The 23,341-nt window shown below is 51.1% G+C and carries 17 protein-coding genes and 2 pseudogenes; 8 read left to right on the plus strand and 11 right to left on the minus strand.

Annotation, left to right across the window (positions count from 1 at the left end):
• The first annotated feature begins 160 nt into the window (after window positions 1-160).
• From NBA72_RS19915 to NBA72_RS19945, 7 genes and pseudogenes are all read left to right on the plus strand, one after another.
• The gene (locus tag NBA72_RS19915) at window positions 161-778 is read left to right on the plus strand and encodes a hypothetical protein (protein ID WP_042949023.1); all 618 of its coding nucleotides are present in this window, start codon (window positions 161-163) and stop codon (window positions 776-778) included.
• Between the two features lie 24 nt (window positions 779-802).
• A pseudogene (locus tag NBA72_RS19920) lies at window positions 803-1,000 on the plus strand (hypothetical protein).
• A gap of 434 nt (window positions 1,001-1,434) precedes the next feature.
• Window positions 1,435-1,854: a hypothetical protein gene (locus NBA72_RS19925; protein ID WP_042949024.1), complete on the plus strand. Its 420-nt coding sequence runs from the start codon at window positions 1,435-1,437 to the stop codon at window positions 1,852-1,854.
• 549 nt (window positions 1,855-2,403) lie between these two features.
• Window positions 2,404-2,847 (plus strand): hypothetical protein, encoded by a 444-nt coding sequence (locus NBA72_RS19930; protein WP_020899000.1) that lies wholly within the window; start codon window positions 2,404-2,406, stop codon window positions 2,845-2,847.
• Between the two features lie 390 nt (window positions 2,848-3,237).
• Window positions 3,238-3,460, plus strand: a pseudogene (locus NBA72_RS19935) (ISAs1 family transposase); the annotation flags it as partial.
• Between the two features lie 258 nt (window positions 3,461-3,718).
• The gene (locus tag NBA72_RS19940) at window positions 3,719-4,651 is read left to right on the plus strand and encodes a hypothetical protein (protein ID WP_023194913.1); all 933 of its coding nucleotides are present in this window, start codon (window positions 3,719-3,721) and stop codon (window positions 4,649-4,651) included.
• Between the two features lie 38 nt (window positions 4,652-4,689).
• The gene (locus tag NBA72_RS19945) at window positions 4,690-5,427 is read left to right on the plus strand and encodes a hypothetical protein (protein WP_052324014.1); all 738 of its coding nucleotides are present in this window, start codon (window positions 4,690-4,692) and stop codon (window positions 5,425-5,427) included.
• 130 nt (window positions 5,428-5,557) lie between these two features.
• Here NBA72_RS19945 and NBA72_RS19950 read toward each other — a convergent pair whose 3' ends face one another.
• The 10 genes from NBA72_RS19950 to mdtA form a co-directional block, all read right to left on the minus strand.
• Window positions 5,558-6,277, minus strand: coding sequence for a tetratricopeptide repeat protein (locus NBA72_RS19950; protein WP_052324016.1), 720 nt, complete (start codon window positions 6,275-6,277; stop codon window positions 5,558-5,560).
• A gap of 4 nt (window positions 6,278-6,281) precedes the next feature.
• Window positions 6,282-8,393, minus strand: a complete 2,112-nt coding sequence (locus tag NBA72_RS19955) for a DUF4034 domain-containing protein (protein WP_042949025.1) — start codon at window positions 8,391-8,393, stop codon at window positions 6,282-6,284.
• Window positions 8,394-8,403: 10 nt separating this feature from the next.
• Complete coding sequence (locus NBA72_RS19960; protein ID WP_042949026.1) at window positions 8,404-9,120, minus strand: DUF1266 domain-containing protein; 717 nt, start codon at window positions 9,118-9,120, stop codon at window positions 8,404-8,406.
• The gene (locus tag NBA72_RS19965; protein WP_042949027.1) at window positions 9,120-10,307 is read right to left on the minus strand and encodes a PcfJ domain-containing protein; all 1,188 of its coding nucleotides are present in this window, start codon (window positions 10,305-10,307) and stop codon (window positions 9,120-9,122) included. The genes NBA72_RS19960 and NBA72_RS19965 overlap by 1 nt, the downstream gene beginning before the upstream one ends.
• Window positions 10,308-10,575: 268 nt before the next feature.
• Window positions 10,576-11,298 (minus strand): two-component system response regulator BaeR, encoded by a 723-nt coding sequence (baeR, locus tag NBA72_RS19970; protein WP_000137854.1) that lies wholly within the window; start codon window positions 11,296-11,298, stop codon window positions 10,576-10,578.
• Window positions 11,295-12,698, minus strand: a complete 1,404-nt coding sequence (gene baeS, locus NBA72_RS19975) for a two-component system sensor histidine kinase BaeS (RefSeq protein WP_000870081.1) — start codon at window positions 12,696-12,698, stop codon at window positions 11,295-11,297. Before baeS ends, baeR begins: the two co-directional genes overlap by 4 nt.
• Window positions 12,698-14,110 carry an MFS transporter gene (locus tag NBA72_RS19980; RefSeq protein WP_000137818.1) on the minus strand — a complete coding sequence of 471 codons (1,413 nt, stop codon included), beginning with the start codon at window positions 14,108-14,110 and terminating at the stop codon, window positions 12,698-12,700. Before NBA72_RS19980 ends, baeS begins: the two co-directional genes overlap by 1 nt.
• Window positions 14,107-17,187, minus strand: coding sequence for a multidrug efflux RND transporter permease subunit MdtC (gene mdtC / locus NBA72_RS19985; protein WP_042949028.1), 3,081 nt, complete (start codon window positions 17,185-17,187; stop codon window positions 14,107-14,109). The genes NBA72_RS19980 and mdtC overlap by 4 nt, the downstream gene beginning before the upstream one ends.
• Window positions 17,188-20,310, minus strand: a complete 3,123-nt coding sequence (gene mdtB, locus NBA72_RS19990; protein WP_001197797.1) for a multidrug efflux RND transporter permease subunit MdtB — start codon at window positions 20,308-20,310, stop codon at window positions 17,188-17,190. It abuts the gene before it with no gap.
• Window positions 20,310-21,548, minus strand: a complete 1,239-nt coding sequence (mdtA, locus tag NBA72_RS19995; protein ID WP_042949029.1) for a multidrug efflux RND transporter subunit MdtA — start codon at window positions 21,546-21,548, stop codon at window positions 20,310-20,312. The genes mdtB and mdtA overlap by 1 nt, the downstream gene beginning before the upstream one ends.
• Before the next feature lie 282 nt (window positions 21,549-21,830).
• Between mdtA and NBA72_RS20000 the strand changes: the two genes are divergently transcribed.
• On the plus strand, window positions 21,831-21,890 hold the full coding sequence (locus NBA72_RS20000; protein WP_105887528.1) for a type I toxin-antitoxin system Ibs family toxin: 60 nt from the start codon (window positions 21,831-21,833) through the stop codon (window positions 21,888-21,890).
• A 98-nt stretch (window positions 21,891-21,988) separates the two neighbouring features.
• On the opposite strand, the gene yegD is transcribed toward NBA72_RS20000, so the two are convergent.
• Entirely contained in the window at window positions 21,989-23,341 is a 1,353-nt protein-coding gene (yegD, locus tag NBA72_RS20005; RefSeq protein ID WP_000469628.1) for a molecular chaperone, read from the minus strand.

Genomic DNA, 23,341 nt, shown 5'->3' on the forward strand with positions numbered 1-23,341 from the left:
TTTCTCGTTCTGATGACAGGTCAGATCCGCCTCACCTGATGAGGCGGCTTGAGGAGAGTCCTCACTTTAAGGGCGGGCATTGTACGCTTACGGACAGGCCGAGTAAATATTGCGAGAGTATATTGGCGCTAATAGAACACCGGATGTTAATGGAGAGCCAATGATGAAAATGAGCCGCACGGCCATTGCGTTGAGTCTGCTGGGAATGGTCGCGCATCCCGTTTGTGCCGCACCGTCGTTTGAAGAGACGGCAAGACAGGTGATTATCGCTTTTCAGCAGCGAGACAACGCGAAAATTAATGCCTTGATTGATAAAAAAGTTGGGATGTATGTGCTGTACCGAATTGGGGCTGGGCATGATTATAAGTGGATGAAAAGCTTTGATATTAATAAGCCAATACCCGGTTTTAACTACCTGTTGGGGCAGGTAGGTTGGTTTTCAGAGCATATTCCTGTGGATAACGAATTTGATCACCACACGGAGGTTGAGTACGTTTGTGAAAAGGGATGGGATCACGCCGGTTTTTTTGTCAGCTATACCGGTTCTGATAATGCGCTGCTGACATTTAGCATGGTGAATGGAGCGGATAATGGGGATCAGGCGTCTGATACCCGTATAGCAAACGCCAGGCGGTTTGAGCTGCAATCAGAGCGAGTGGTGGCAGTGCCGAAAAAATGGGGTGATGGTTTGATTTTTCATCTGAGCGAGCTTCATGGCTTGGGCAAAGGGTGGAGTTTAACGCTGCTGGATTTGGTCACGGAAGATTGTAGTGCGTGAGGCATATATGTTTAATCAGGGTAAATAGCTGCTTATTTATATCTTTCTGCTATCAGGATGTTATGACACTGCCCCCAATATTCAGGATTTAAATAAGCATTTCTTGAATATTAAATTAATTCACTAAAAAATAAATTTGAAATCACCTCGGCAACATTTATTAAAGAAAATACAAAAGGTCATTTGACTTATTATAGCATCAGTGATCCCGCCTTTAACTAATTTGGTTCACGATATGTATCCACTATGGGGAATCTTTATATATTCCGAAAAAAAACACAATGATATTCTTAATGCAGATAAGAGAGTAATCTTAGGGGGTGCAGGTTTGTAAACCAGGGTATGGCGGTAGCGTTATTTTTTAACGAGATATCATCAGAGGTGGAATTAATGATCGTAGACGGTACTCAGTACTAAGAGGAAATCAGGTTGAGGTTGAACAGAAAATGATAATTACGTATTGATAAGATGGAATCCATTGAAGATACTTATTAGTGGATTTTATTATGAAAAATATATTTTTCTTGATGTTTTTTACGCATTGCGCAATAGCAAATCCTTGCCGCCTTGATGCAACTTGAGTGATTTTGTATATAGTGTGACAATGCTGAATACTGAATTGATTCCTTCTACATATTAAATCAGGGGTTAGTTGTATGGGCGGTTTTATAAAGTATCTATTTATTTTTTCTTGCTTATGGAGCGCAAATTCTTTTGCGGTTACTCAAACTCAATGGGATGGTAACTTTAGAGTCGAGGAACTTGGCGAGGAGTTAAATGATGGGAGTCAGGTTTTTTTACAATATAATTTAAAGATAGATAGTAAAAATAATCGTGCTTCTTTATCCATGACAACCTGGCATGCGGGGATAACATGCATTGGTGACTACTCTTTAAAAATCAATTCTGGTGTTTTGGCATTATACTATAACGGCGACGAGGAAAATGCATGTCCATATCCATCACCGCAATTTGAGATAAGCAATAAAGGAAAAGCATATTATATAAAAGGAAAAATGTTTTCATATTCTCAGCCTGGTGAATGGTTGCCACTCAAACGTATTACACTAAAATAATTCTATATTTCATAAATTATGATGATGAAGTTGATGATGGTATGAAATATTAATTGGATATGTCGTGAACATATTTTTGTTATATGTTTTCAATGTGTATGACAAGAAAATTTGCATGAAAAGATTATATGAGACGGTTTGAAAAATGAATGAAGTTCACATAAAAGCAAGGTCATTCTGAAACGAATTTGTCAAATTTACTGAATTATATATCAATAATTCCTGACTATTGACAGTAATGTAAAATCGAGTACAAACTCACGGATTTGTAGTAATTAGGGCAAAGAACAAGTCAGATAAAAAATTTCTCATTATTTATTCAAAAAGCAAGTGCAAACTGTTAGTTTGAATTTGTACTTCTTCATAGAAGTGTTGAATAATATTGACGTCAAACATGTTCTGCCTTTTTTACTAAACTGAGTAAGGTAACTTTAATATTATAATTGCAATGATACAAAATCACATCAATATATAATGAGGAAAACTATATGCCCGCCGTCGCTCGACTAAACGACAATGGCATGCGTTCGATCTGGATAAAGTGTTAATATGAAAGCGAATAATGTGATTATTTTTGTGATTCTATTTTTATCATCTGTGAGTTATTGTTTTGCTGATATAAAGATATTAAAAATAAATCAGTCCCATTATATGAGTCCTTATAATAAAGATCCTGGGGATAGAAACTTATGCAATAAATGGGTTTTAAATGCAAGTCAGATAGAAAAAATATTTTCGTTAAGTGATAAATATAAGGAAATGAGTGATACCATGACTGGATTTTGGCTCTGGTTTCCCTGTGAAATAGCGGGTGAGTTGATTTATAATAAGAAAAAATGGCATTTTTCTATTAATGCTGCTGCCACGGCAGAATGGTCCGATGGTAAGGAAACGATATACTGGGGGTGTTCCAGGGAAAAATGTGATGACATGTTTATACTTCCATATCCAGGCCGAAGTTATATAGGTGGTGGTGGTAAATTGATTTGGTGACGAGGTAGAACTTCATCCGGGTTTTAGCCTTTTAAAATGAATTAAATTTAACCTTCAGCATCATGACGAGAGTATGAAAGTATATTTTTGCACACGCCTGGATAAAGAATAAAATAACCAAGAATCGTATATTTAGCACGTTAAATACAACTTTTTAAATACAAGTCAGTGCTGGATTTTACAGATTAATGTTGCGTTATTACTAAATTCATAAATTAATGTTTGAGTTATGGTTGTTATGATCTTTCCCTGATAGAACAGTGCATTCAGGCAGAGGTGGCATTATCATCAACAAACATAATGTTCATTTTTATGGGCGTAGGGGATTCACCCTTATTTAAAGATTACAAAGAAATATATTTCTCATTTAATGTTAAATAACATGTGACTCATATTGTCAGTGATGTTCCTGATGAGATAATTGATTTTACATTTGAATGAGGGGTTAAAAAACTATGTGTGACGGTATCTTTTCGTTCAGAGAAACGTAGCGGAAAGAAAGAACCGGAAATGTTAGGTGAGATATTATATATGTTCAGAAGATTTAACATCAGAAAAATTTTCTAATGCGATGAGAAATCATTGGAATGTGAGAAATAAATTGTACTGGCGTTAGGATGTGGCGATGGACAGAGAGTACCTCGCGTCAGTCCTTGCGGGGTGCGGGGTTTCGTAATCTTGCCCTGTAAGGAGGGGGTTGTGTCCGGGCAGGATATTGATGAAAACTACAGATTAGTCTCGAATGATGCCTGTCCTGAAGGAATGTCCTCACTTTCGTTTTTTTAGTGATGAAAGAGTGGGGCAAACAGTTAAAAAATTTTTTGGTGTGGATATTCCAGTCCATCCAGATGTGAAAAAATAAGGGCGCTACATGAGCAGATATAATGAGATATCTCAGTATTTTAATAGTGATAACTCTGCAAGTATGGATGTGGAACGATATACTCATATTACAGAAAGAACTATTTCCACTGACCTTAAAATAATAGATAAGTATGGTGAGGAAGAAATATTATCCTCTTTCAATCTATTTTTCCTTAATAATTCAAGGTCTTTTCTGTACCTTTACGCTTGGAACGTCTATTTTAAAAATAAAATAAAAAATAATTTACTATGTGCTTCTGTTGCATTTGATGCGATGGGATTGTTTTGTGGCTATTTTGAACAACCAGATAAAGTATTTGTTTCTGATGAACTGCTATATAATCAGGGAATTCCCTTACTTCTTCAGATTGCTACCAATAAAATTGATGTTGCCCGTCGCTTCTATCCTCTTTTTATTAAAGGATTAAAGAACTTTGAAGCAGAACGAGCGAGAAATCTATTGCCTCAAAAGACCATTGTTCTGGCAATTGAAATGCTAGCCAGTGAACATAAGCAGACGGTTGACTGGCAGTCGCATGGTATTCCAGTTGAGCGTTTCTATTATGATTTTGTGAAAGAGGCTCTTTACTCACAGGATGAAGCGGTACTAAAAGAGTGGTTGGCTGAGCTTTGTGACTGCCATCTGAAATGGTCTGCGCGTACAGAGACTACAGAAAATGAATATGCTCTTAACGGTTATGAAATAGAGCCACAGGAACTTTTGCTCTGGCCTTTTGAATATCAGGCAGTGAAAAAATTTCGTGCAGCACATGGTCTTACCACGCCAGAAATTGATCATCTATTATTAAAGACGCCATTAGCCATAGAACATCAGGCTGATTTCAGTAAATGGGATGCGCCAGAGTGGTTCTGTCCACTGGTTGACAGGTTGATATCAGCAAATACTGAACTGGCTTTTACCAGAGAACTCTTTAAATAATGAGAGATGAGACAGGGTGATGTGTATTACGAAAGTTAATGCCGATTATGAATAATTATAGATTAACTTTTTCTTTATATTTCCTGCGTTCGGTAATGTTGCTTAGCATCATTTTAACAAGTGTTGGTTGTAATAATCAAAAGAGTAAAGAATTGGTTCTTCCTGTTGATTCCACGCAGTTTTCGCAATTGGCTTGTTATTATAAGGATATTAATTCCGATGATAATGTAATGGAGTTAAAATTATCAGGTGAATATAAAGAGAAAACTAAATTATTTAATCAACAGGAAATTAAGGTGCCGGTAAAAGGTGAGAATTTTCTTTCTCCGTATATTGGAGATGGTGTCCGTTATTATGAATTAGGATACTTTGAACATGATGGTAATACTTACAGATTGATAGTTTATAATAAAATTGGAGAGTCTGATACGTCATTGCTTAATGTGCAAATAAATAGTTACGATGCAAAAGGAAACCTGGTGGATGCTTTATTGCTTAGTAGCTTTTTTGCTTATGAAGATATCGTGCGTTTTTCTGATTTTGTCATCCGCCAGGATTACACAATAAGCATTGATAGTTATGTTATATATAGGTGGTATGAGGACAGCAAAGATGGTCATCTTGTAACTATAAAGTTTAAAGATCAGGCGCCTCAGATTTATATAAAGGAACAATATCAAATGGAAAATGGTCGGTTCAAATTGATATCCAGAAATGAAGTATCACAGGGTAAAAAAAAGAAGCGAGCGTTAAATATATCATGCTTACGACATTAATAATTGTAATGGAGGTGTTAAGGTAATATGGATATCAGGAAAGAATGAGAAACGTTATGAGAATTATAAATAGATTGTTAATTTCAACTGAACTCAGGTTAATCATAAAATTTCAGTTTCCGCGCCAGATTTATTCAACGCGCAAATAGTGCCCGTCGGCGCGGACATTTGCGCCAAAACCGCAGTCCACAAACGTATCGGTGCTGGCATCAATGGTTTCAGAAGAAAAAGCCAGCGAAATGTCGCAGTGAATGTCATCGCCTTCCCGAAGCGCCACGATGGTTTTATCGTTTTCCAGCGTTACCGCTGCGGAGAACTCGCCGATATTGGGGCCGAAGTAGATCCCCATTAAACCGAACCAGTAACCCTGAAAATTAACCTGATAGCGCGATGGGGTGGGTAATGCCTTCACGCTAAGCACGTTCCAGGAGGCGCGTCCGGCATAGCGCCAGTATTCACCCGCCGCAAAAACCGGTGGCGGCAGGGCCGATAGCTTATCTTTGATAAGTTTCAGGTTGTAGATCGACTTGCTATCATTCGGCCTTAGCATCAGCCAGGCGCGGGCTTTACGCCACTCGCCTTCGCGTATCCAGGTCAGCGCCACGTTGTTGTAGGCCGTCGCGATGGCGTTGTCGTCAAGGGCGCAGCTTTCGCTCCATGCGGCCTGCTGTTCAAAAGCGTCGCGCGCTTTGGCATATTTTTGGGTCTTGTAAAGCTGTTCGCCCTGGCTGGCCAAAACTGGAATTTTTGCGCAGTCGGCCTCGATCTGCTGCTCCGTAATTTCAGCCCTGGCGGTGGCGCAGAGTAGAAGCAGGGCGCAAAGAAATAGAGATTTTCTTTGTATTATCACTCCATTACACCATTGAGTTGACCTGTCCCGGCAGCTCTGAATTCGGGATGCGGACGGTATACCAGGCGAAACGAAAGCGTTTCCAGAAAGAATCGAAATGCAGGTGGTCCAGGCAGTCCATAACGATTTCATTATCCGGGTAAAGTGTGAAGGCAAAATGCGCCCAGCGTGCGCTTAGCTTCATATTAAACAGCGTTCGATCGTGTTTATTACCGTGCAGGCGCGATAGGGTCACCATAGCATGTAGCGTGCCTTTGTTGGCCTCTTGTTGCACCAGTTCCAGATGCTTATGCGCCAGCGTAATATCCTTCACTTCAAAAATATTCAGCAGGAACAAGCCCCAGGCCTCTTTATGCCCGAACTGATGCGCCAGCCAGAGATTATCGAGCAGTTCTTTTTCATAAGCGGAACGTTTTTCGGTATCAGGTTCTTGTTTACTCAGACGCTGGTTGCAGACGCCGATGCTGAAATGAATATTTTGCAGGTCATTTTCATAGTCGGTATAGCCTCCGTTATCTATTAATTTGTACGGGGTGCTCTCGCGCAGCGCTAACTGCTGGTGCAAAATCTCCGCCGCGCGCTGAAAATACCCTAACGCGATGGCAGGCTCGTAAGGTAGTAGGCCGTTGTTCTCTTTATTATTGTGTTCAAGGCCCAGCAGGTTTAGCGCGGCGGGTATATTTCTTTGTGCGCCCAGCTCTGCCAGCGGCACGAAATGTTCCGGGAGCCCGAACCAGTTGAAATTTTTAATCGCCGCCCGCCAGCTATGGTTATATTGAATGTCGGCGACGCTATCGAGCCAGGCGAGGCCTTGCGCCTCATCCTTTTCGAAACCCAATAACCCGGCGTACTGAAAGTAGCCACGACGGATTTTCGGCACTGCGAATTCCGTTTGCTGCGCATTCTGACAGAGAAAGTTATACATCCACCAGGTGTCAGGAAAATCGCGCAGGGCGAACTTTATCGTGTCATCAGAGAAGTAATTGTTGAGCTTAACTTTTTCCACGATCGAACGCTGAAGGGTTCGCCAGAGCGCGTCATTATCGTCCAGATCGCTATAGCAGACCCGAAGCCACTCCAGCGCGTTGTGGCGAGATTCCTGGATATGCGCTCGCAGGCTAATCTCTTCGGCTTTGGCGATAATACGTTCCTGTTCTGCCGGGGAGTCAACCTCTTTGATGCGCAGATCGCGGTGATCGTCCCACCAGATTAATAGCTCCAGATGTTCACGTTCTGCGGCAGAAAGGTGATCGCATACGCTTGATTCCAGAAATTCGCGGATTTCCTCGTGAGACCCTCTCCAGCGTGGCATACGAAACGGGATATATTCATCCAGCACGTAAAATGCCGTCGGGAAAATAGCCAGGCAGACGGCGAGCCAGTATTTTTGCCCGGCATCGTCATTGCACTCCGGCAGCACGGACGGGCGCGGCAAATTTGGGCAAACCGCGTCGGCAAACGACAGCCCGGAATGGGCCATCAGCGCGTCCACCTCCTGCGGTGAATGGCGATGATATTCAGCCAGATCTTCCATTAATGGCTGCCCGGCAACATCCGCGCCCACAAGGAACTCAACCAGCCAGTCGGGCTGGCCGAAGACTTTTGAGTTGGTGCTGGTCAGGGCCGCCGCCATCCACTGGCGCGGTTCACAGTCGATAGCATTGAGCGCGGCGATGACCATCCGTTCGTTGCAGGCGGCGGCGCAGATCCACATCGCTCGGGTGGTTTCTCTCGCCCAGCCATAGCTGCGGTAAAGCCACGCACGGTGATTCCAGTATTGCGCCTCGGCAAGCCAGGCGTGAGTGGAGCGGGGACGAGCGCGCAGCCAGTTTTTGATCAGCGCTAATCCTTGCGGCCCAGCCTCAACCAGCGTGTCCATATCGTAAAAAGGGTTGTCCATTTGATTCCAGGCGAAGAAATAGCGCTTTTCCGCTTCGCGGCTGGTAAAGCTCTCCGTCAGCGCCTGGTTGTAGCGTTCGTCCAGTTCGTCATAGCGTTCTTCGCGCAGCAGGCCGGGAATATCGGCGATATGCCATTCGCGTTGCCCGTCATTGAGGGGATTTTTGTGGTTGCACATCTCAAACATGGCGTTGAGCAGGCGGTCATCCTGTTCCATAAAGCGTCCTTTAAATCGGCTCGAAAATTTTGAATTCATTCCACGGCAGTTGTCGCCAGCGGCTGACAGGGTCTTGCAAATAATGGGTGGCTTCCTGTAAATCCCGTCCGGCAAGCGTTGTTGGCGTGTCACGTAGCGTGAGCCATACCCGGCGGGCGCGAACGTAGGCGGTGGCGTAATCCTCCCAGGAATCAAAACAGTCCTGAGCGCGCTGGGCGTTAAGTAATAACACCAGCCAGGCCTGATTTACGTCGCACCAGCCGAGCCCGGCGATACAGCGGGTCAGGAAGGCGGTGCGCATACAGTCGAAGGCCAGCGCGTCGCGGACCTGGCCCTGGGCCGCCAGATGATGATAAAACGTGCGCGGCGAGCTGCCGATGCCCGCAGGCCAGCGGCGTAAGATATCCTCGACCTTGTGGCGTAACGCCGCGCCGTCGAGGTTTTCGCTCAAGCCCAGCTCTTTTTTTACCTGCTGCGCCAGATAGCGGCGTTTGTCATCGTCAAGTTTGAAGACCAGCTCAACGCCTTTGATCGGTAGCCCGTTGCGCCGGACGAGGATATCAGCTAGCGCCAGCGCCCATTGCCGCCGTCGGGTATCGCGACGCAGATCCTTCAGGCGATCTTTTTCTTTCTCCTCGGCGATACGAGCCGCAATCAGCGGTTTGTTTTTTTTGTAGTTGCGCCAGCTAAAAAATAGGGCGGCAATAATAAGAACAATCCAGAACATTAGCGCTCCTCCCTGGTTGCAGAAAGATAGCGCGTGGTTTGTAGCGTCAGGCTTTCAATTTCGAAAGGTTCGCTACTGGTGTTTTTCCCGGCAAGCGTAGGGTGCCATTCATGTCGTGGAAACAGCATTTCCGCAGCCGTCGCCACGTTAGGATCAACAACCTGAAGGTAGCGTAGCGCCTCCGGGGCGCTGTGCAGCAGCAGCCACTGTAAAGCCACCGGAGGCGTAGGGAAGTGTTCCATTAAATGAAAATTGTCATGCAGCACATTGAGCAGAAAATTGAGGTCATGAATATGAGTAATAAATTTCCAACCTGAATATTCCGGCGTCGATTCATAAACTATTCCCATCCCTTCGCAATCAGCGTGGCGCTCAGGAAGTGGTTGCAGATGGCGTAACAGAGATAAAACATCGTTAGCATATTTCTTAATAGGATGGCGATTTTGCTTACCTTTAATCTGATCAATACTCAGGCCGTTATTACCAACCACCAGGCTTATTGTGACATGGGGAATATTATTGCCGTCGCGCAGGCTGAACAGGCGAAGTTTCTGTTGTTCAATTTGCCGGGCGTAGTAATCGCCGTAGCCGCCGGAAAGCGCGCCTTTATTATCAAAATCTCCGACGCAGTGTTGCATATGCCAGGATTCATACGCCATCTCACTGCGCAGGCCGGGGTTTGTTGCATCAAGCTCAACCAGCACACCGTTATTCACCGCCATCACCGGTTTTAGCGCCTCGCTGTTGGAGGGATACCAACCTTGTTCACGCAGGCGCTGCATTTTTTGATGCTCCGCTTCGCGCATTGCCAGCACGGTAAAGCAGTTGATGCGCTGTAGTTTAGTTTCCAGCCGCGAAAGAAATTCCACTAAATCTCTTTCCATTGCCACGAGTTGCGGGTGCTGAACGTTAAGGTAGTAAAAGCGCTCATCGCCACCCAGTTTTGGCGCCAGCCAGGCGGGGATTTCTGCATCCGCGCTAAAATAAACGGCATAATCGGCGACGGAGCGCACAGGGTAAACATGAGGAAAGTCACCAATGATCCAACGATAAAAATGGTTGCTTAACCAGCGCTGGATATTTTCGCTGTCGCCGCGTTGTTGGCTCCGGGAAAAAATAGACGATTTTACATTTGGCGCATTTATTATATTGCGTGGTTTATAGCGGTGAGATGACGTTTCTGTCATAAAAATCCATGTATAATTAAGCTGGTGTTATGTTTATGTATTTTTAGATTCACTTAATGAATTAATGCGCAATAAGTTTAAAAAACTACTCACAGTATATCGGTAAACTAAAAAGAGCGGCCAAATAATTTATTGTCCCCGATCGCGTTCGTCGTGGTTTTCGGGATACCGCTCGGCCAAAGGAAAGAGGACTGTGTGTTAATTCCGCCAGAATAGCGTTGGCGGAAAATATCGTCTTACGACCTTGTTATTGTTATGCTAATAATCATTATACCAGGCGACACGCATCCGCTTCCCAGCGATATCCCACCCCGTAGACCGCGCGGATAAATGACTGTTCGGCATCCAGCGATTCCAGCTTGCGGCGCAGGTTTTTAATGTGGCTGTCGATAGTACGATCGGTCACCACACGGTAGTCGTCGTAGAGGTGGTTTAACAACTGCTCGCGGGAAAAAACTTTACCCGGTTCAAGCGATAAGGTTTTTAGCAGGCGGAATTCAGCGGGGGTTAAATCCAGCGCTTTACCACACCAGGAGGCCTGAAAGCGGCTTTCATCAATCATTAACGGGCTTTCGGCATCCTGCTGCTGGAGTTCGCGCTGCGGTTTACAGCGGCGCAAAATGGTTTTCACGCGGGCCACGACTTCGCGTGGGCTGTAAGGCTTACAGATATAATCATCGGCGCCGATTTCCAGCCCAAGCAGCCGGTCGATCTCTTCGATTTTGGCCGTGACCATCACAATGGGGATGTCGGAAAAACGGCGAATCTCCCGGCATAGCGTCAGACCATCGGTACCCGGCAGCATCAGATCCAGCAGGATCAGATCCGGCGGCGTTTGACGCACATACGGCAGTACCTTGTCGCCATGATTGATGAGCGTGGGGGCGTAACTCGCCGCGCGTAAGTAGTCAATAAGCAGCTGTCCCAGCTTCGGTTCATCTTCAACAATCAAAATGCGCGGCGTGTTTTCATCAATGGGTAATTCAGTCATACTTCTCTCTGTAAATCGCGATCCAGCGGTAACTCTACTGTAATGCTAACCCCGCCAAAAGGCGAATGAGCGGCGTGAAGATGGCCGTTATGCGCGTGTACAATATTGACGCATATCGCCAGCCCCAGTCCAGAACCGCCGCTGGCGCGGTTACGGGACACTTCCGTGCGGTAAAAACGGTCAAAAAGCTTTTGTAACTGTTCATCGCTGACGCCCGGTGCAGAATCGGCAAAGGTCAGGAATAATGATTTGTCGCGTTGTTCGGCGGAAATATGCAGGCCGCCGCCGCTGTCGGTGTAGCGCAAACTGTTTTCCAGCAGATTATTAAACAGTTGCATCAGGCGATCCGGGTCGCCGAAGACGGTCATGCTATCCGGCAACGCGTAATGTAGCGTTAGCCCCCGGCTGGTAAAGCGCTCTCTGAACGCGCCGCCAGCGACTTCCAACAGGGGGACAAGATCGACGGTCGTTTTTTGGTAAGCCAGCGCGCCTTCGTCAGACAACGACAGCTGATGCAGGTCGTCAACCAGTTTGGTAAGCGTACCGACTTCCGCCTGTAGCGAGGTAACCGATTCTGGCGTGAACTGGCGAACGCCATCCTGAATGGCTTCCAGTTCGCCGCGCAATACCGCCAGCGGCGTGCGCAGTTCGTGGGAAATATCCGCCATAAAGTCGCGGCGCATCTGCTGGTTTTTTTCCAGCGTGCTGGCAAGCTGGTTAAAGTCCTGCGCCAGTTTTCCCAGTTCATCAGCGCTGGTTGGGGTCACGCGCGTGGTAAAATCCCCCGCCGCCAGTCTGTGCGTACCCTCGACCAACCGTTTGACCGGGGCGAGCAGGCCACGCGCCAGCAAAAATGTCGCCAGCGCGGCCAGCAAGGTTGATAACGCCACGATCATCCAACTGGCGCGCCGCTGCTGCATATCAAAATTAATATCCGTATTGCGCGTCAGCCGCTCGACAGGCGAGGCGATAATCGCGCCGACTTCGACGCCATTGACCAGAATGGGGCGGCGAGTACCGTCATGCGGCACCGGACCGCGTGGGCCGACCAGCACCCGGCCATTTTGATCGACGACCCAGAATTGGGTGCGCCAACCGTGCGGCGGCATACCGGGGCCGGGTTTATCGCGGTCGTTGTCATGCTCAAATGAACGCAAAATCTGGAAAACGAAGCGATCGTTGTTGCGTAAAAAACGCCAGTTACCGTGTTGCTGGTACTGGTCGCCCAGCGCATCGCCCAGCATTTGTAGCCGCTGCTCGTTGCCGTGTTTGATATAGTCAATAAATCCGCGTTCAAAACTGACGCGCACGGCCCAATGCATACTGATCAGCAGCACGATGCAGGTGGCGAAAATCGCCAGAAACAGCTTGCCGGTGATTCCGGGCCGCCAGACTTTCATTACAGGCTCCTTTTACGCCGTGAAATGACCATGTTTTGCTGTGTATCGTTCGGCACGCGGGCAAAAATTATCGCCGGTAGCGCGATAATAACCGCCATACATAACCAGGTGTACATAAAGACGTGATGTGTGGCGCTACTGTCTATCCCGATATGCTGTTGGCCAAACATACCCAGCAGCATTCCGGCAATAGTGACGCCGATACTCATCGAGAGCTGCATAATCATCGATAATAAGCTATTGCCGCTGCTGGCCAGCGTATCGGGAAGGTCTTTTAGCGTTAAGGTATTCATGGAAGAAAAGCGCGCCGAGTTCACCATTCCCTGCAAAAGTAGTACCAGCGGCAGGAGATAATACCAGCCGAGCAGCGCGACCGACATAAACAACAGGCTAACCAATGCCAGTCCGAGCGTGGTCGCCACCAGAACCCGACGATAGCCAAAACGGTTAACTATCTGCACCACAATCCGCTTCATTCCCATGCTGCCCAACACCATGGGGATCATCATCAAACCGGCATGAAACGGTGAAAAACCAAGACCAATTTGCAAAAAGACCGGCGTCATAAACGGCAGCATACCGCTGCCGATACGCCCGGCAAAACTGCCCAGCAACCCCAGTGAAAACGTGGGCGTGCGGAACAATCGCAGGCTGAATAACGCGCCTGAGTTTTTTTTAGCATGGAAGAGATAGAGCAGAATGGCTGCCGCGCCGCCCGCAGCAAGTCCGGCTAATGTCCAGGGCGAGATCCCCATGCTTTTACTACCGTCCAGCGCTAGGGTGAGTACCGCCATGCCGATAGCTAACAGCAGGAACCCCGGCAGATCAAAGCGCCGGGTCTCTATGGTGTAGTTTGGCATCAGCATAAAGGTTGCCATAGCGCCGACAATTCCCACCGGGATATTGATCAGAAAGATCCAGTGCCATGAAGCATATTCCACCAGCACCCCGCCCAGCGCGGGGCCGAGTAACGGCCCGATCTGTCCCGGTAGGGTGACGAAGGTCATCGCCGCCATATATTGCGCGCGCGGCACGATTTTCATGACCGTCAGGCGTCCGACCGGCACCATCATCGCGCCGCCTACGCCTTGTAAAACCCGCGCTAATACCAGTTGATTAAGCGTGCCGGAAAGGGCGCAAAACAGCGAACCCAGCGTGAACAGCACAATGGCGGCAAAGAAGATATTACGCACGCCGATTTTATCTGCCAGCCAGCCGCTGGCGGGGAGCATCACGGCGACGGTAAGAACATATGACACCACTACCATGTGCATATGCAGCGGGCTTTCCCCCAGGCTTTTCGCCATGGAGGGCAGCGCAGTGTTGACGATGGTGGTATCCAGCGACTGCATAAAAAAGCCGAATGCCACAATCCAGAGTTGCCAGCGGGTGTTGTCAGGAAGTTCTGTCATATCTCTACTACCGGTTTGCTATTTTTACGCGAAAAACGCAGCCGCAGACGGTCGAAAAAGAGGTACACCACCGGCGTGGTATAGAGCGTCAGGAGCTGGCTCATGACCAAACCGCCGACAATGGTTATCCCCAACGGCTGCCGTAATTCCGAACCGTCTCCGCCAGATAACACCAATGGCAGTGCGCCGAACAGCGCCGCCAGCGTGGTCATCATTATTGGACGGAAGCGTAACAAGCAGGCCTGGAAAATGGCTTGTTCCGGCGTCAGGCCGCCGCTTCGTTGCGCTTCAAGCGCAAAATCGACCATCATAATGGCGTTTTTCTTCACAATGCCAATTAATAGCATGATCCCTATCAGGGCGATTAGGCTGAAAGGGGCATTGAAGAGCTCCAGCGCCAGAAGCGCCCCAACGCCTGCCGATGGCAGAGTAGAGAGAATGGTCAGCGGATGGACGTAGCTTTCGTACAGTATCCCCAGCACAATGTAGACGGTAGCGATCGCCGCCACTATCAAAACAAGCTGTGAATTCATGGTCTGCTGGAAGACTTGCGCCGTTCCGGAAAAACTGCCGCGTACCGTCGGGGGGACGCCAAGCTGCGTCATGGTGCGATTAATGGCCTCCGTCGCCTGCGATAACGATGTGCCGGTCGGCAGGTTAAAGGCAATCGTGGACGCCGCGGAAAGTCCCTGATGGTTCACCGACAGCGGCGCATTGGCGGGCCGCCATTGGGCGAAATAAGAGAGGGGGATCGCTTTTCCGTCACGGTTGATAACGAACATTTTCTCCAGCGCGCTGATATCCTGGCTATAGCGCGGATCGACTTCCATCACCACTTTATACTGGTTCATCGGCTGATAAATGGTGGAAATTTGCCGCTGGCCGAAAGCATTATTTAACAGACTGTTTGCGGCCTGAACATCAATACCCAGCCGTGACATGGTGTCGCGGTCGTAGATAAGGTTCATCTCCGCGCCGTTATCCTGCTGATCGGAGTTTACGTCCGCCAGTTGCGGCAGGGCCGAGAGCGCTTTGCGTATTTTCGGCTCCCATTCGCGCAGCGCCGCCAGAGAGTCAGACAGCAATGTGTATTGATAACTGGCGTTAGCCTGCCGCCCGCCGACGCGAATATCCTGTACCGCCATCAGAAACAGCCTGGCGCCGGGTTCTTTTGCCAGTTTGACCCGCAGTCGATCAATGATTTGCTGCGCCGTCTCTTTGCGTTCGCCGCGCGGCTTCAGCGTAATAAACATCATGCCGCTATTCACCCGCGAGCCGCCGGTAAAACCAGTGACATTATTCACCGCCGGATCGTCGCGAATAATTTTCATAAAATCCTGTAGCTTGCCGCGCATGGCCTGGAAAGAGATGCTCTGGTCAGCCTGAATACCGCCCATCAACACGCCGGTATCCTGCTCCGGAAAGAATGTTTTAGGGATGGCGATATAAAGCCAGATGTTCAGCGCAACGGTGCCAAGAAAAACCACACCGACAAGACGCGTATGGTTAAGCACCCATTTTAACGACGTGCCGTAACCCTGTTGCAAAGCTACCAGCAGACGGCCAACGCCCCGTTTACGCGGTTGGGTGCGCGGTTTGCTTGATTTAAGCATCCAGCCGCACATCATCGGCGTCAGCGTGAGCGAGACCACCAGCGAAATGCCAATCGCCACCGAGAGGGTAACGGCGAATTCCCGTAATAATCGCCCTGGCAGACCGCCCATTAACAGCAGCGGCAGAAATACCGCCACCAGCGACAGACTCATGGAGATGACCGTAAACCCGACTTCCCGCGTACCCTGTAATGCCGCCTGCAAAGGTTTCATTCCCGCCTCCAGATGGCGGGCGATATTTTCCAGTACCACAATGGCATCATCAACGACAAATCCGGTCGCGATAGTCAGCGCCATCAGCGACAGATTGTTGAGGCTGAAGCCGCACAGATACATGGCGGCGAAGGTGCCGATGAGCGAAACGGGAACGGCGACGGCGGGGATTAGCGTGGCGCGCCCGGAACGCAGGAATAAAAACACCACCAGGATCACCAGCGCGACAGAGATAGCCAGCGTCTCTTCTACCTCTTGCAGCGACGCGCGAATCGTCGGCGAACGATCCTGGGCGATTTGTAAATCGATAGCGGCGGGGATCATTGCCCGCAGTTCCGGCAGTTTTGCCCGGATGCCGTCGACCGTCTGAATAATATTGGCCTCCGGCAGCTTGCGGATCATCAACAAAATAGCGGGTTTAGCGTTCGTCATCCCGGCGTTACGGACATCCTGCACCGAGTCGGTGACGTTGGCGACGTCGCCCAGGCGTACCGCCGCGCCGTTGTTATAGTGAATAATCAGCGGCTGGTATTCGGCGGCGGTTTTCAGTTCGTCGTTGGTCTGGATTTGCCAGCGGTGGACGCTATCTTCAATTGCGCCTTGCGGTCGGCGTACGTTGGCGCTGTCGATCGCTTCGCGGACCTCATCCAGCGAGACGCCCTGGTTAAAGAGCGCCTGCGGGTTTAAGCCTACACGTACTGCGGGCAGGGAGCTGCCGCCGACGTCAACATCGCCGACGCCGTCAATTTGCGCGATGGTTTGCGCCAGTTGGGTAGAGGCGAAATCATACAGTTTGCCCTGTGACCAGCTCTCCGAGGTGAGCGTTAAAATCATAATCGGCGCGTCGGACGGGTTGGCCTTGCGATAAGTCGGGCGGCTGGGCATTCCGCCTGGCAACAAGCTTTGCGCGGCGTTAATGGCGGCCTGCACGTCGCGCGCCGCGCCGTTAATATCACGATCGAAATTAAATTCGAGAATAATGCGCGTACTGCCGAGCGAGCTGCTGGAAGTCATTTCATTGACGCCTGCAATGCGTCCCAAAGAACGTTCCAACGGCGTCGCCACCGACGAAGCCATGGTTTCCGGCGAGGCGCCCGGTAGCGAGGCGCTAACCATAATCACCGGGAAATCGACCTGCGGCAGCGGGGCGACCGGCAGCAGACGAAAGCCCAGAATGCCGCACAGCGTAATGGCGGCGGCAATCAAAATGGTGGCGACCGGGCGGTAGATGAAAAGGGCGAAAAAGCGCATCTACGCCTCCTCTTTATGGCGCGGAAAGCGACTTTTCACGTACAGCGACAGGCGGTCAAACAGGAGATAAATCACCGGTGTGGTAAACAGAGTTAATACCTGGCTGACCAGTAGGCCGCCCACCATCGCGATCCCCAACGGGCGACGTAATTCCGCGCCAACGCCGGTACTCAACATTAATGGCAATGCCCCGAGCAACGCCGCCAGCGTGGTCATCAGAATCGGTCGAAAACGCAGCAGACAGGCCTGGAAGATAGCGTCGCGCGGGCTCATCCCCTGTTCGCGTTCGGCGGCGAGGGCGAAGTCAATCATCATGATGGCGTTTTTCTTCACGATGCCGATCAGCAAAATAATGCCGATAATGGCGATAATATCGAGCTCGCTACCAGCGATGATCAGCGCCAGCAGCGCACCGACGCCCGCCGTAGGCAGCGTTGAGAGAATCGTGATCGGATGGATAAAACTCTCATACAGCACGCCGAGCACGATATACATCGCCACCACGGCGGCGACAATAAGCCAGACGGTGCTGCCCAGCGCCGCCTGGAAGGCGAGCGTACTGCCCTGAAACTGCGTTGTAATATCCGCTGGCAGGGCGAGCGTTTTTTCCGTATCGAGAATCGCCTGCACCGCATCGCCGAGCGAATAGCCCTCCGGCACGTTAAACGAAAATGTCGTGACCGGGAACTGATCTAAATGATTGATGGAGAGCGGAGCGAAGCGCTGCTCAATGCGGGCAATCGCGCTGAGCGGTACGGTGCCGCCGTCGCGGCTCGTCAGGCGAATCGTCTCCAGCGCCGCCAGGCCCGGTGTGCTGGCGGTATTATGTTCCAGCACGACGCGGTACTGGTTCGCCTGGGTATAAATCGTTGAAATCAGGCGTTGTCCGAACGCGTTGTAGAGCGCGTTATCCACATCCGCCATGCTGATACCCAGACGGCTGGCGCTGTCGCGGTCGACATTCACCCAGGCCGCTAATCCTCGATCTTGCCAGTCGCTGCTTACCTCAGAGAGCTGTGGTAACGACTGTAGCGCGTTCTGCAGTTTTGGCACCCAGTGGCTGAGCGCATCGAGCGTCGTGGCCTGCAGGGTAAACTGATACTGCGTGCGGCTGACCTGCGTGTCGATGGTTAAATCCTGCGTCGGCTGGAGATACAGCGCCACGCCGGGAATCGTCGCCACGGCGGTTTGCAGCCGGGAGATCACCTGCTGCACGCGGTCATCACGCGCATCCAGCGGCTTGAGGTTAATTTGCAGGCGCGCGCTATTGAGCGTGGGGTTAGCGCCGTCTACGCCAACAAAAGTCGTCAGGCTTTGCACCGCCGGGTCCTGTAATATCCGCTCCGCCACCTGGCGCTGACGTTGCGCCATACTGGCATACGATGACGATTGCGGCGCCTGCAGCGTCCCCTGGATAATGCCGTTATCCTGTACCGGAAAGAACCCTTTCGGGATGACTATCCACAGCATAACGCTGAGCAGGAGCGTGGCGAATGCCACGCTCAATGTAAGCCACGGATGGTTGAGCACTTTCGCTAATCCGCGTCCGTAGCTGGCGATCACGCGGTCAAACATCCGCTCGCAGGCGCGGGAAAAGCGGTTTTGTTTACGCAGAGATTGCTGGCTGAGCATACGCGCGCACATCATGGGCGTGAGCGTCAAAGAGACGACGGCGGAGATTAAAATCGCTACCGCCAACGTCACCGCAAATTCGCGGAACAGTCGACCAACAATATCGCCCATAAAGAGCAACGGGATCAGCACCGCAATCAGTGAAAAGGTGAGGGAAATAATGGTAAAGCCGATTTCGCCCGCGCCTTTGAGCGCCGCCGCCAGCGGTTTTTCTCCTTTTTCGATGTAGCGCGAGATGTTCTCGATCACCACAATCGCATCGTCCACCACGAAACCCGTGGCGATAGTGAGCGCCATCAGCGTCAGGTTATTAATGGAAAAATCCAAAAACACCATCACCGCAAAGGTGCCGATAAGCGACAGCGGTACGGCGACGCCGGGAATAATTGTGGCGGGAATATTACGTAAAAACAGATAGATAATCATGACGACCAGCGCGATCGCCAGCATCAGTTCAAACTGGGTATCGCGCACGGAAGCGCGAATATTGGTGGTGCGATCGGACAGGACCGTGACCTTCACCGATTTCGGCAGGCTTTCGGTAAGCTGGGGCAGCATCTGGCGAATGCTGTCCGCTGTCGCAATGATATTGGCGCCAGGCTGGCGTTGAACGTTCATCACGATAGCCGGCGCTTGATTCGCCCATGCGCCGAGCCAGCTATTTTCCGCCCCCTGTTCGACGGTGGCGACATCGCCCAGCCGTACCGGCGCGCCGTTTTGATACGCGATGATAAGCCTGCGGTATTCGTCGGCAGACTGCATCTGATCGTTAGCAGAAAGCGTCACCGCCCGTTCGGGGCCATCCAGACTGCCTTTCGCCGAGTTGACGTTGGCGCCGGTAATTGCGGTACGGACCGTTTCGCTGGTCAGACCGAGCGCGGCGACAGCCTGAGCATTCAGTTTTACGCGTACCGCAGGGCGCTGCCCGCCGGCAAGCGTCACCAGTCCGACGCCGGAGACCTGCGAGATCTTCTGCGCCACGCGGGTTTCTACCATGTCCTCTACCTGGGTCATCGGCATCGCGTTTGAGGTGACGGCAAGCGTCATAATCGGCGGGTCCGCCGGATTGACTTTGCTATAAATCGGCGGATTCGGCAGGTCGGAAGGCAATAAATTGGTGGCTGCGTTAATCGCCGCCTGTACTTCCTGCTCGGCAACGTCCAGCGGCAGCGTCAACTGAAACTGTAGCGTTACCACCGACGCGCCGCCGGAGCTTTGCGACGACATCTGCTTCAGTCCTGACATCTGGCCGAACTGGCGCTCAAGCGGCGCGGTGACGGCGGAGGTCATGACATCCGGGCTGGCGCCAGGGTAGAGCGTAACAACCTGAATAGTGGGGTAGTCGACCTCCGGCAAAGCGGCGACGGGCAGGAAGCGATAGCCGATAATCCCGGCGAGTAAAATCGCCGCCATCAGCAGAGTGGTGGCCACGGGGCGCAGAATAAACAGACGCGAAGGGCCGCCCGTGCTGCCCGGAGGTAATACCTGCATCAGGCGCGCGCTCCTTTTTGACCTTCATGGCGGGAAGGGGATTTTTCATCCGCCATGGTGGTTTGCGGCTCAACGACCTCGACTTTTGCGCCTTCCGTCAGCCGATCAATACCATCGGTAACGACGCGATCGCCTGCCGACAAGCCTGCGCTGATCACCACGTTTTGGTTATCCTGAATACCGATTTTTACCCGCTTCTTGCTGACGTTATTTTCGTCGTTCAGCACCCACACAAAGTGGCCCTCATTGCCCATTTGCACCGCCGCGGCAGGCACCACAACGGCATTTTGTTCGGTATCGACCAGCATCCGGGCGTTCACAAATTGATTGGGGAACAGCGTATCGTCCTGATTGGTAAAGCGCGCTTTAATTTTGATCGTTCCCGTCGTGGGATCAATCTGGTTGTCCAGACTGAGCAACACACCTTCGCTCAATTTGTGCGAGTTAGTCCGATCCCAGGCTTCTACGACCAGCGCTTTCCCCGCTTTCTGTGCCTGAACTACGGTCGCGATATCGCTTTCCGGCAGAGTAAAAATGAGATCAATCGGGTGCGTTTGCGTAATGACGACAATACCGGCGGTATCGCTGCTGGAAATCTGGTTGCCGACATCCACCTGTTTCAGACCCACGCGTCCCGAGACCGGGGCCGTGATACGACTCCAGTCGAGCTGTAACTGCGCGCTGGCGACATTGGCTTCATCCGCTTTAATGGTTCCCTGGGTTTCGTTGACCAGCGCCTGTTGCGCATCCAGTTCCTGACGGGAAACCAGATTGGTTTTTGCCAGTTGCTGATAGCGCGCCAAATCACGACGCGCATTCGCCAGCGTAGCGTTATCTTTCGCCAACTGTCCCTGAGCCTGTGCCAGGGCGACCTTAAACTGGCTGGGATCGATTTGCGCCAGCAGATCGCCTGCGTTGACCTGCTGACCTTCCTGAAAGTGCAGGGCGATGAGTTGACCGTCCACGCGGCTACGCACCGTAACGGTATTCGCTGCGGTCACGGTACCCAGCCCGCTCAGATAGCGCGGTACGGCTTGCGTGGTCGCGGTCGCGGCCTGTACCGGCGCCAGAGGGCCGTCGCGCATACCGCGGCGACCTGCGGCGGCGGTATGCGGCGCTTGCGCGGCGACGCCCGGCGCGGCGGTCGGGCTTTCGCTACGGCTATGCCAGAACCATAATGCGGCGGCTACTACAACCCCAATCGCTATTGCCCAGCGGAAAGTATTACTGCCTTTCATCGGTATAAGTTTCTCATCCTGAAACGTTTTGCGGAATGTTGCTCCCTCTATTGTAGTCAGCAGGGAAGGGAGAAAAATGGAGGAATTATGGAACACGGTCGGGATTATTCTGAATGGCGACCCGCTTTGCGAGGCGCTACGCAACTCTCATCGGTGAAAATCGTTAACGCGCCGGAGTGCGGTAAAGTGGCGGCACGGCAATAAAGGTAAGCCACCGATTTCAGCAGGACGCTGAAACGGGAAAGCCCCTCCCGAGGAAGGGGCCAAAATAAGGAAAGGGTTATGATGAAGGTAGTCATCATACTGGTGATACTCTTAGTGATTAGCCTACCAGCTTACTAAGACACCAGGGGGAGGAGGAATCCTCCCTTACCCTCACTCCTGACGTTAAGCCACATCAAGAATAATGTCAATCCATCAGCGCTGGGCTTGCGAGGCGCTTAGCGGAAAACGACCTCCGCCCAGCGCGCCAGTCCTGCGGTGACGGAGCCGAAATCATCGCCGCCAGCGACGGGTATGCCCGGTAACTGTTCGGAAAGCGCTTTTTTAATCAATGGCGAACGGGCGCTGCCGCCGGTCAGATAGATGACATCCGGTTTTTCCTGCGCGCTGTCCAGCGCCAGTTGCACCTGTTCCAGAATACGCGCCAGCGGTTGATCCAGCGCCGCTTCCAGTCCTTGCTGGCTGATAGCGACCGCCAGGTCGTCGCTGATAAATGGCAGCCTCGCCGTAACATCCGCCTGGCCGGAAAGGGCGATTTTGCTCTCTTCCGCGCAGCGTACCAGGCGGTAACTAAGTCGCTGGCGCCAGACCTTGAGCAGCAACGCGACCTTGTCTGCTTCACGCGCGTTGCGAACCAAATCGTTCAACAGACGACCATTCGCGCTACTGTAAAAATCGCTTTGCGCCGGGACGTCGTTAATCGCCACGGCGTTCCACCACGGCAGCACCGGCAGGGCGATGCCTTTTTCGGTTTCGCCGCCCATGCCCAGCAAAGGCATCAGATTTTTAAAGGCCAGCGCGATATCCAGATCGTTTCCGCCCACGCGGCAACCGCTGTGCCCCAACAGGCTGTTTTCACGATCGGCGCGCTGACGCCACTGCGGCCCCATCAGCAGCATGGAGCAGTCGGTGGTGCCGCCGCCAATATCCACGACCAGCACACGCTTCTCTTCCCGCAGCGTAGCCTCGTAGTCCAGGCCCGCCGCAACCGGTTCATACTGGAATACCACCTCCTGAAAACCGGCGCGTTTTGCCGCCCGCTCCAGAATACCCTGCGCCTGGCGGTTCGCGTCATCGCCACCGAGTCCCTGAAAGTTGATCGGGCGACCGATCACCGCCTGGGTAATGGCCTCCGGCAATTGGCTGTGCGCCGTATGACGAATATGTACCATCATGGCGCAGACCAAATCTTCAAACAGCGCGACCTGCTGCGGTTTCAGGCCGCTGGCGCCTAAAAAGGATTTCGGCGATTTGACAAACCAGACCTCCTGGGGATCGTCAATATAGTGCGCCAGCGACGCCAGACCAAACTGTACGCTTTGCGCGCCAACCTCAATATCTTCCTCGCGGTTGTAGCGTATCGCGCGGCGTAGCAGCGCCTGGGTTTCTTCGTCCGTTGCCGGCACATCATGATGGCGATACAGCCACTCGCTCACCGCTTCGCGCGTCGGCGCGCACAGCATAGACGGCAGTAATGCGCTGTTATTCTCCATTGTCAGCAACTGTGGATGCCCGTCGCGCATAATGGCAACCGAGCAGTTTGCCGTACCGTAATCAAATCCTATAAACAC

Source organism: Salmonella sp. NW1250, assembly GCF_051812965.1.
GTDB lineage: Bacteria > Pseudomonadota > Gammaproteobacteria > Enterobacterales > Enterobacteriaceae > Salmonella > Salmonella enterica.

What these genes read in the sequence shown, in the direction of transcription:
- NBA72_RS19945 (WP_052324014.1), top strand. Translation starts at nt 4,690, where the DNA reads ATGCCGATTATGAATAATTATAGATTAACTTTTTCTTTATATTTCCTG.
- mdtA (WP_042949029.1), bottom strand. Translation starts at nt 21,548, where the DNA reads ATGAAAGGCAGTAATACTTTCCGCTGGGCAATAGCGATTGGGGTTGTA.
- NBA72_RS19960 (WP_042949026.1), bottom strand. Translation starts at nt 9,120, where the DNA reads ATGTTCTGGATTGTTCTTATTATTGCCGCCCTATTTTTTAGCTGGCGC.
- baeS (WP_000870081.1), bottom strand. Translation starts at nt 12,698, where the DNA reads ATGAAAGTCTGGCGGCCCGGAATCACCGGCAAGCTGTTTCTGGCGATT.
- NBA72_RS19930 (WP_020899000.1), top strand. Translation starts at nt 2,404, where the DNA reads ATGAAAGCGAATAATGTGATTATTTTTGTGATTCTATTTTTATCATCT.
- NBA72_RS19965 (WP_042949027.1), bottom strand. Translation starts at nt 10,307, where the DNA reads ATGACAGAAACGTCATCTCACCGCTATAAACCACGCAATATAATAAAT.
- NBA72_RS19980 (WP_000137818.1), bottom strand. Translation starts at nt 14,110, where the DNA reads ATGACAGAACTTCCTGACAACACCCGCTGGCAACTCTGGATTGTGGCA.
- NBA72_RS19955 (WP_042949025.1), bottom strand. Translation starts at nt 8,393, where the DNA reads ATGGAACAGGATGACCGCCTGCTCAACGCCATGTTTGAGATGTGCAAC.
- mdtC (WP_042949028.1), bottom strand. Translation starts at nt 17,187, where the DNA reads ATGCGCTTTTTCGCCCTTTTCATCTACCGCCCGGTCGCCACCATTTTG.
- NBA72_RS19925 (WP_042949024.1), top strand. Translation starts at nt 1,435, where the DNA reads ATGGGCGGTTTTATAAAGTATCTATTTATTTTTTCTTGCTTATGGAGC.
- NBA72_RS19940 (WP_023194913.1), top strand. Translation starts at nt 3,719, where the DNA reads ATGAGCAGATATAATGAGATATCTCAGTATTTTAATAGTGATAACTCT.
- mdtB (WP_001197797.1), bottom strand. Translation starts at nt 20,310, where the DNA reads ATGCAGGTATTACCTCCGGGCAGCACGGGCGGCCCTTCGCGTCTGTTT.
- baeR (WP_000137854.1), bottom strand. Translation starts at nt 11,298, where the DNA reads ATGACTGAATTACCCATTGATGAAAACACGCCGCGCATTTTGATTGTT.
- NBA72_RS19915 (WP_042949023.1), top strand. Translation starts at nt 161, where the DNA reads ATGATGAAAATGAGCCGCACGGCCATTGCGTTGAGTCTGCTGGGAATG.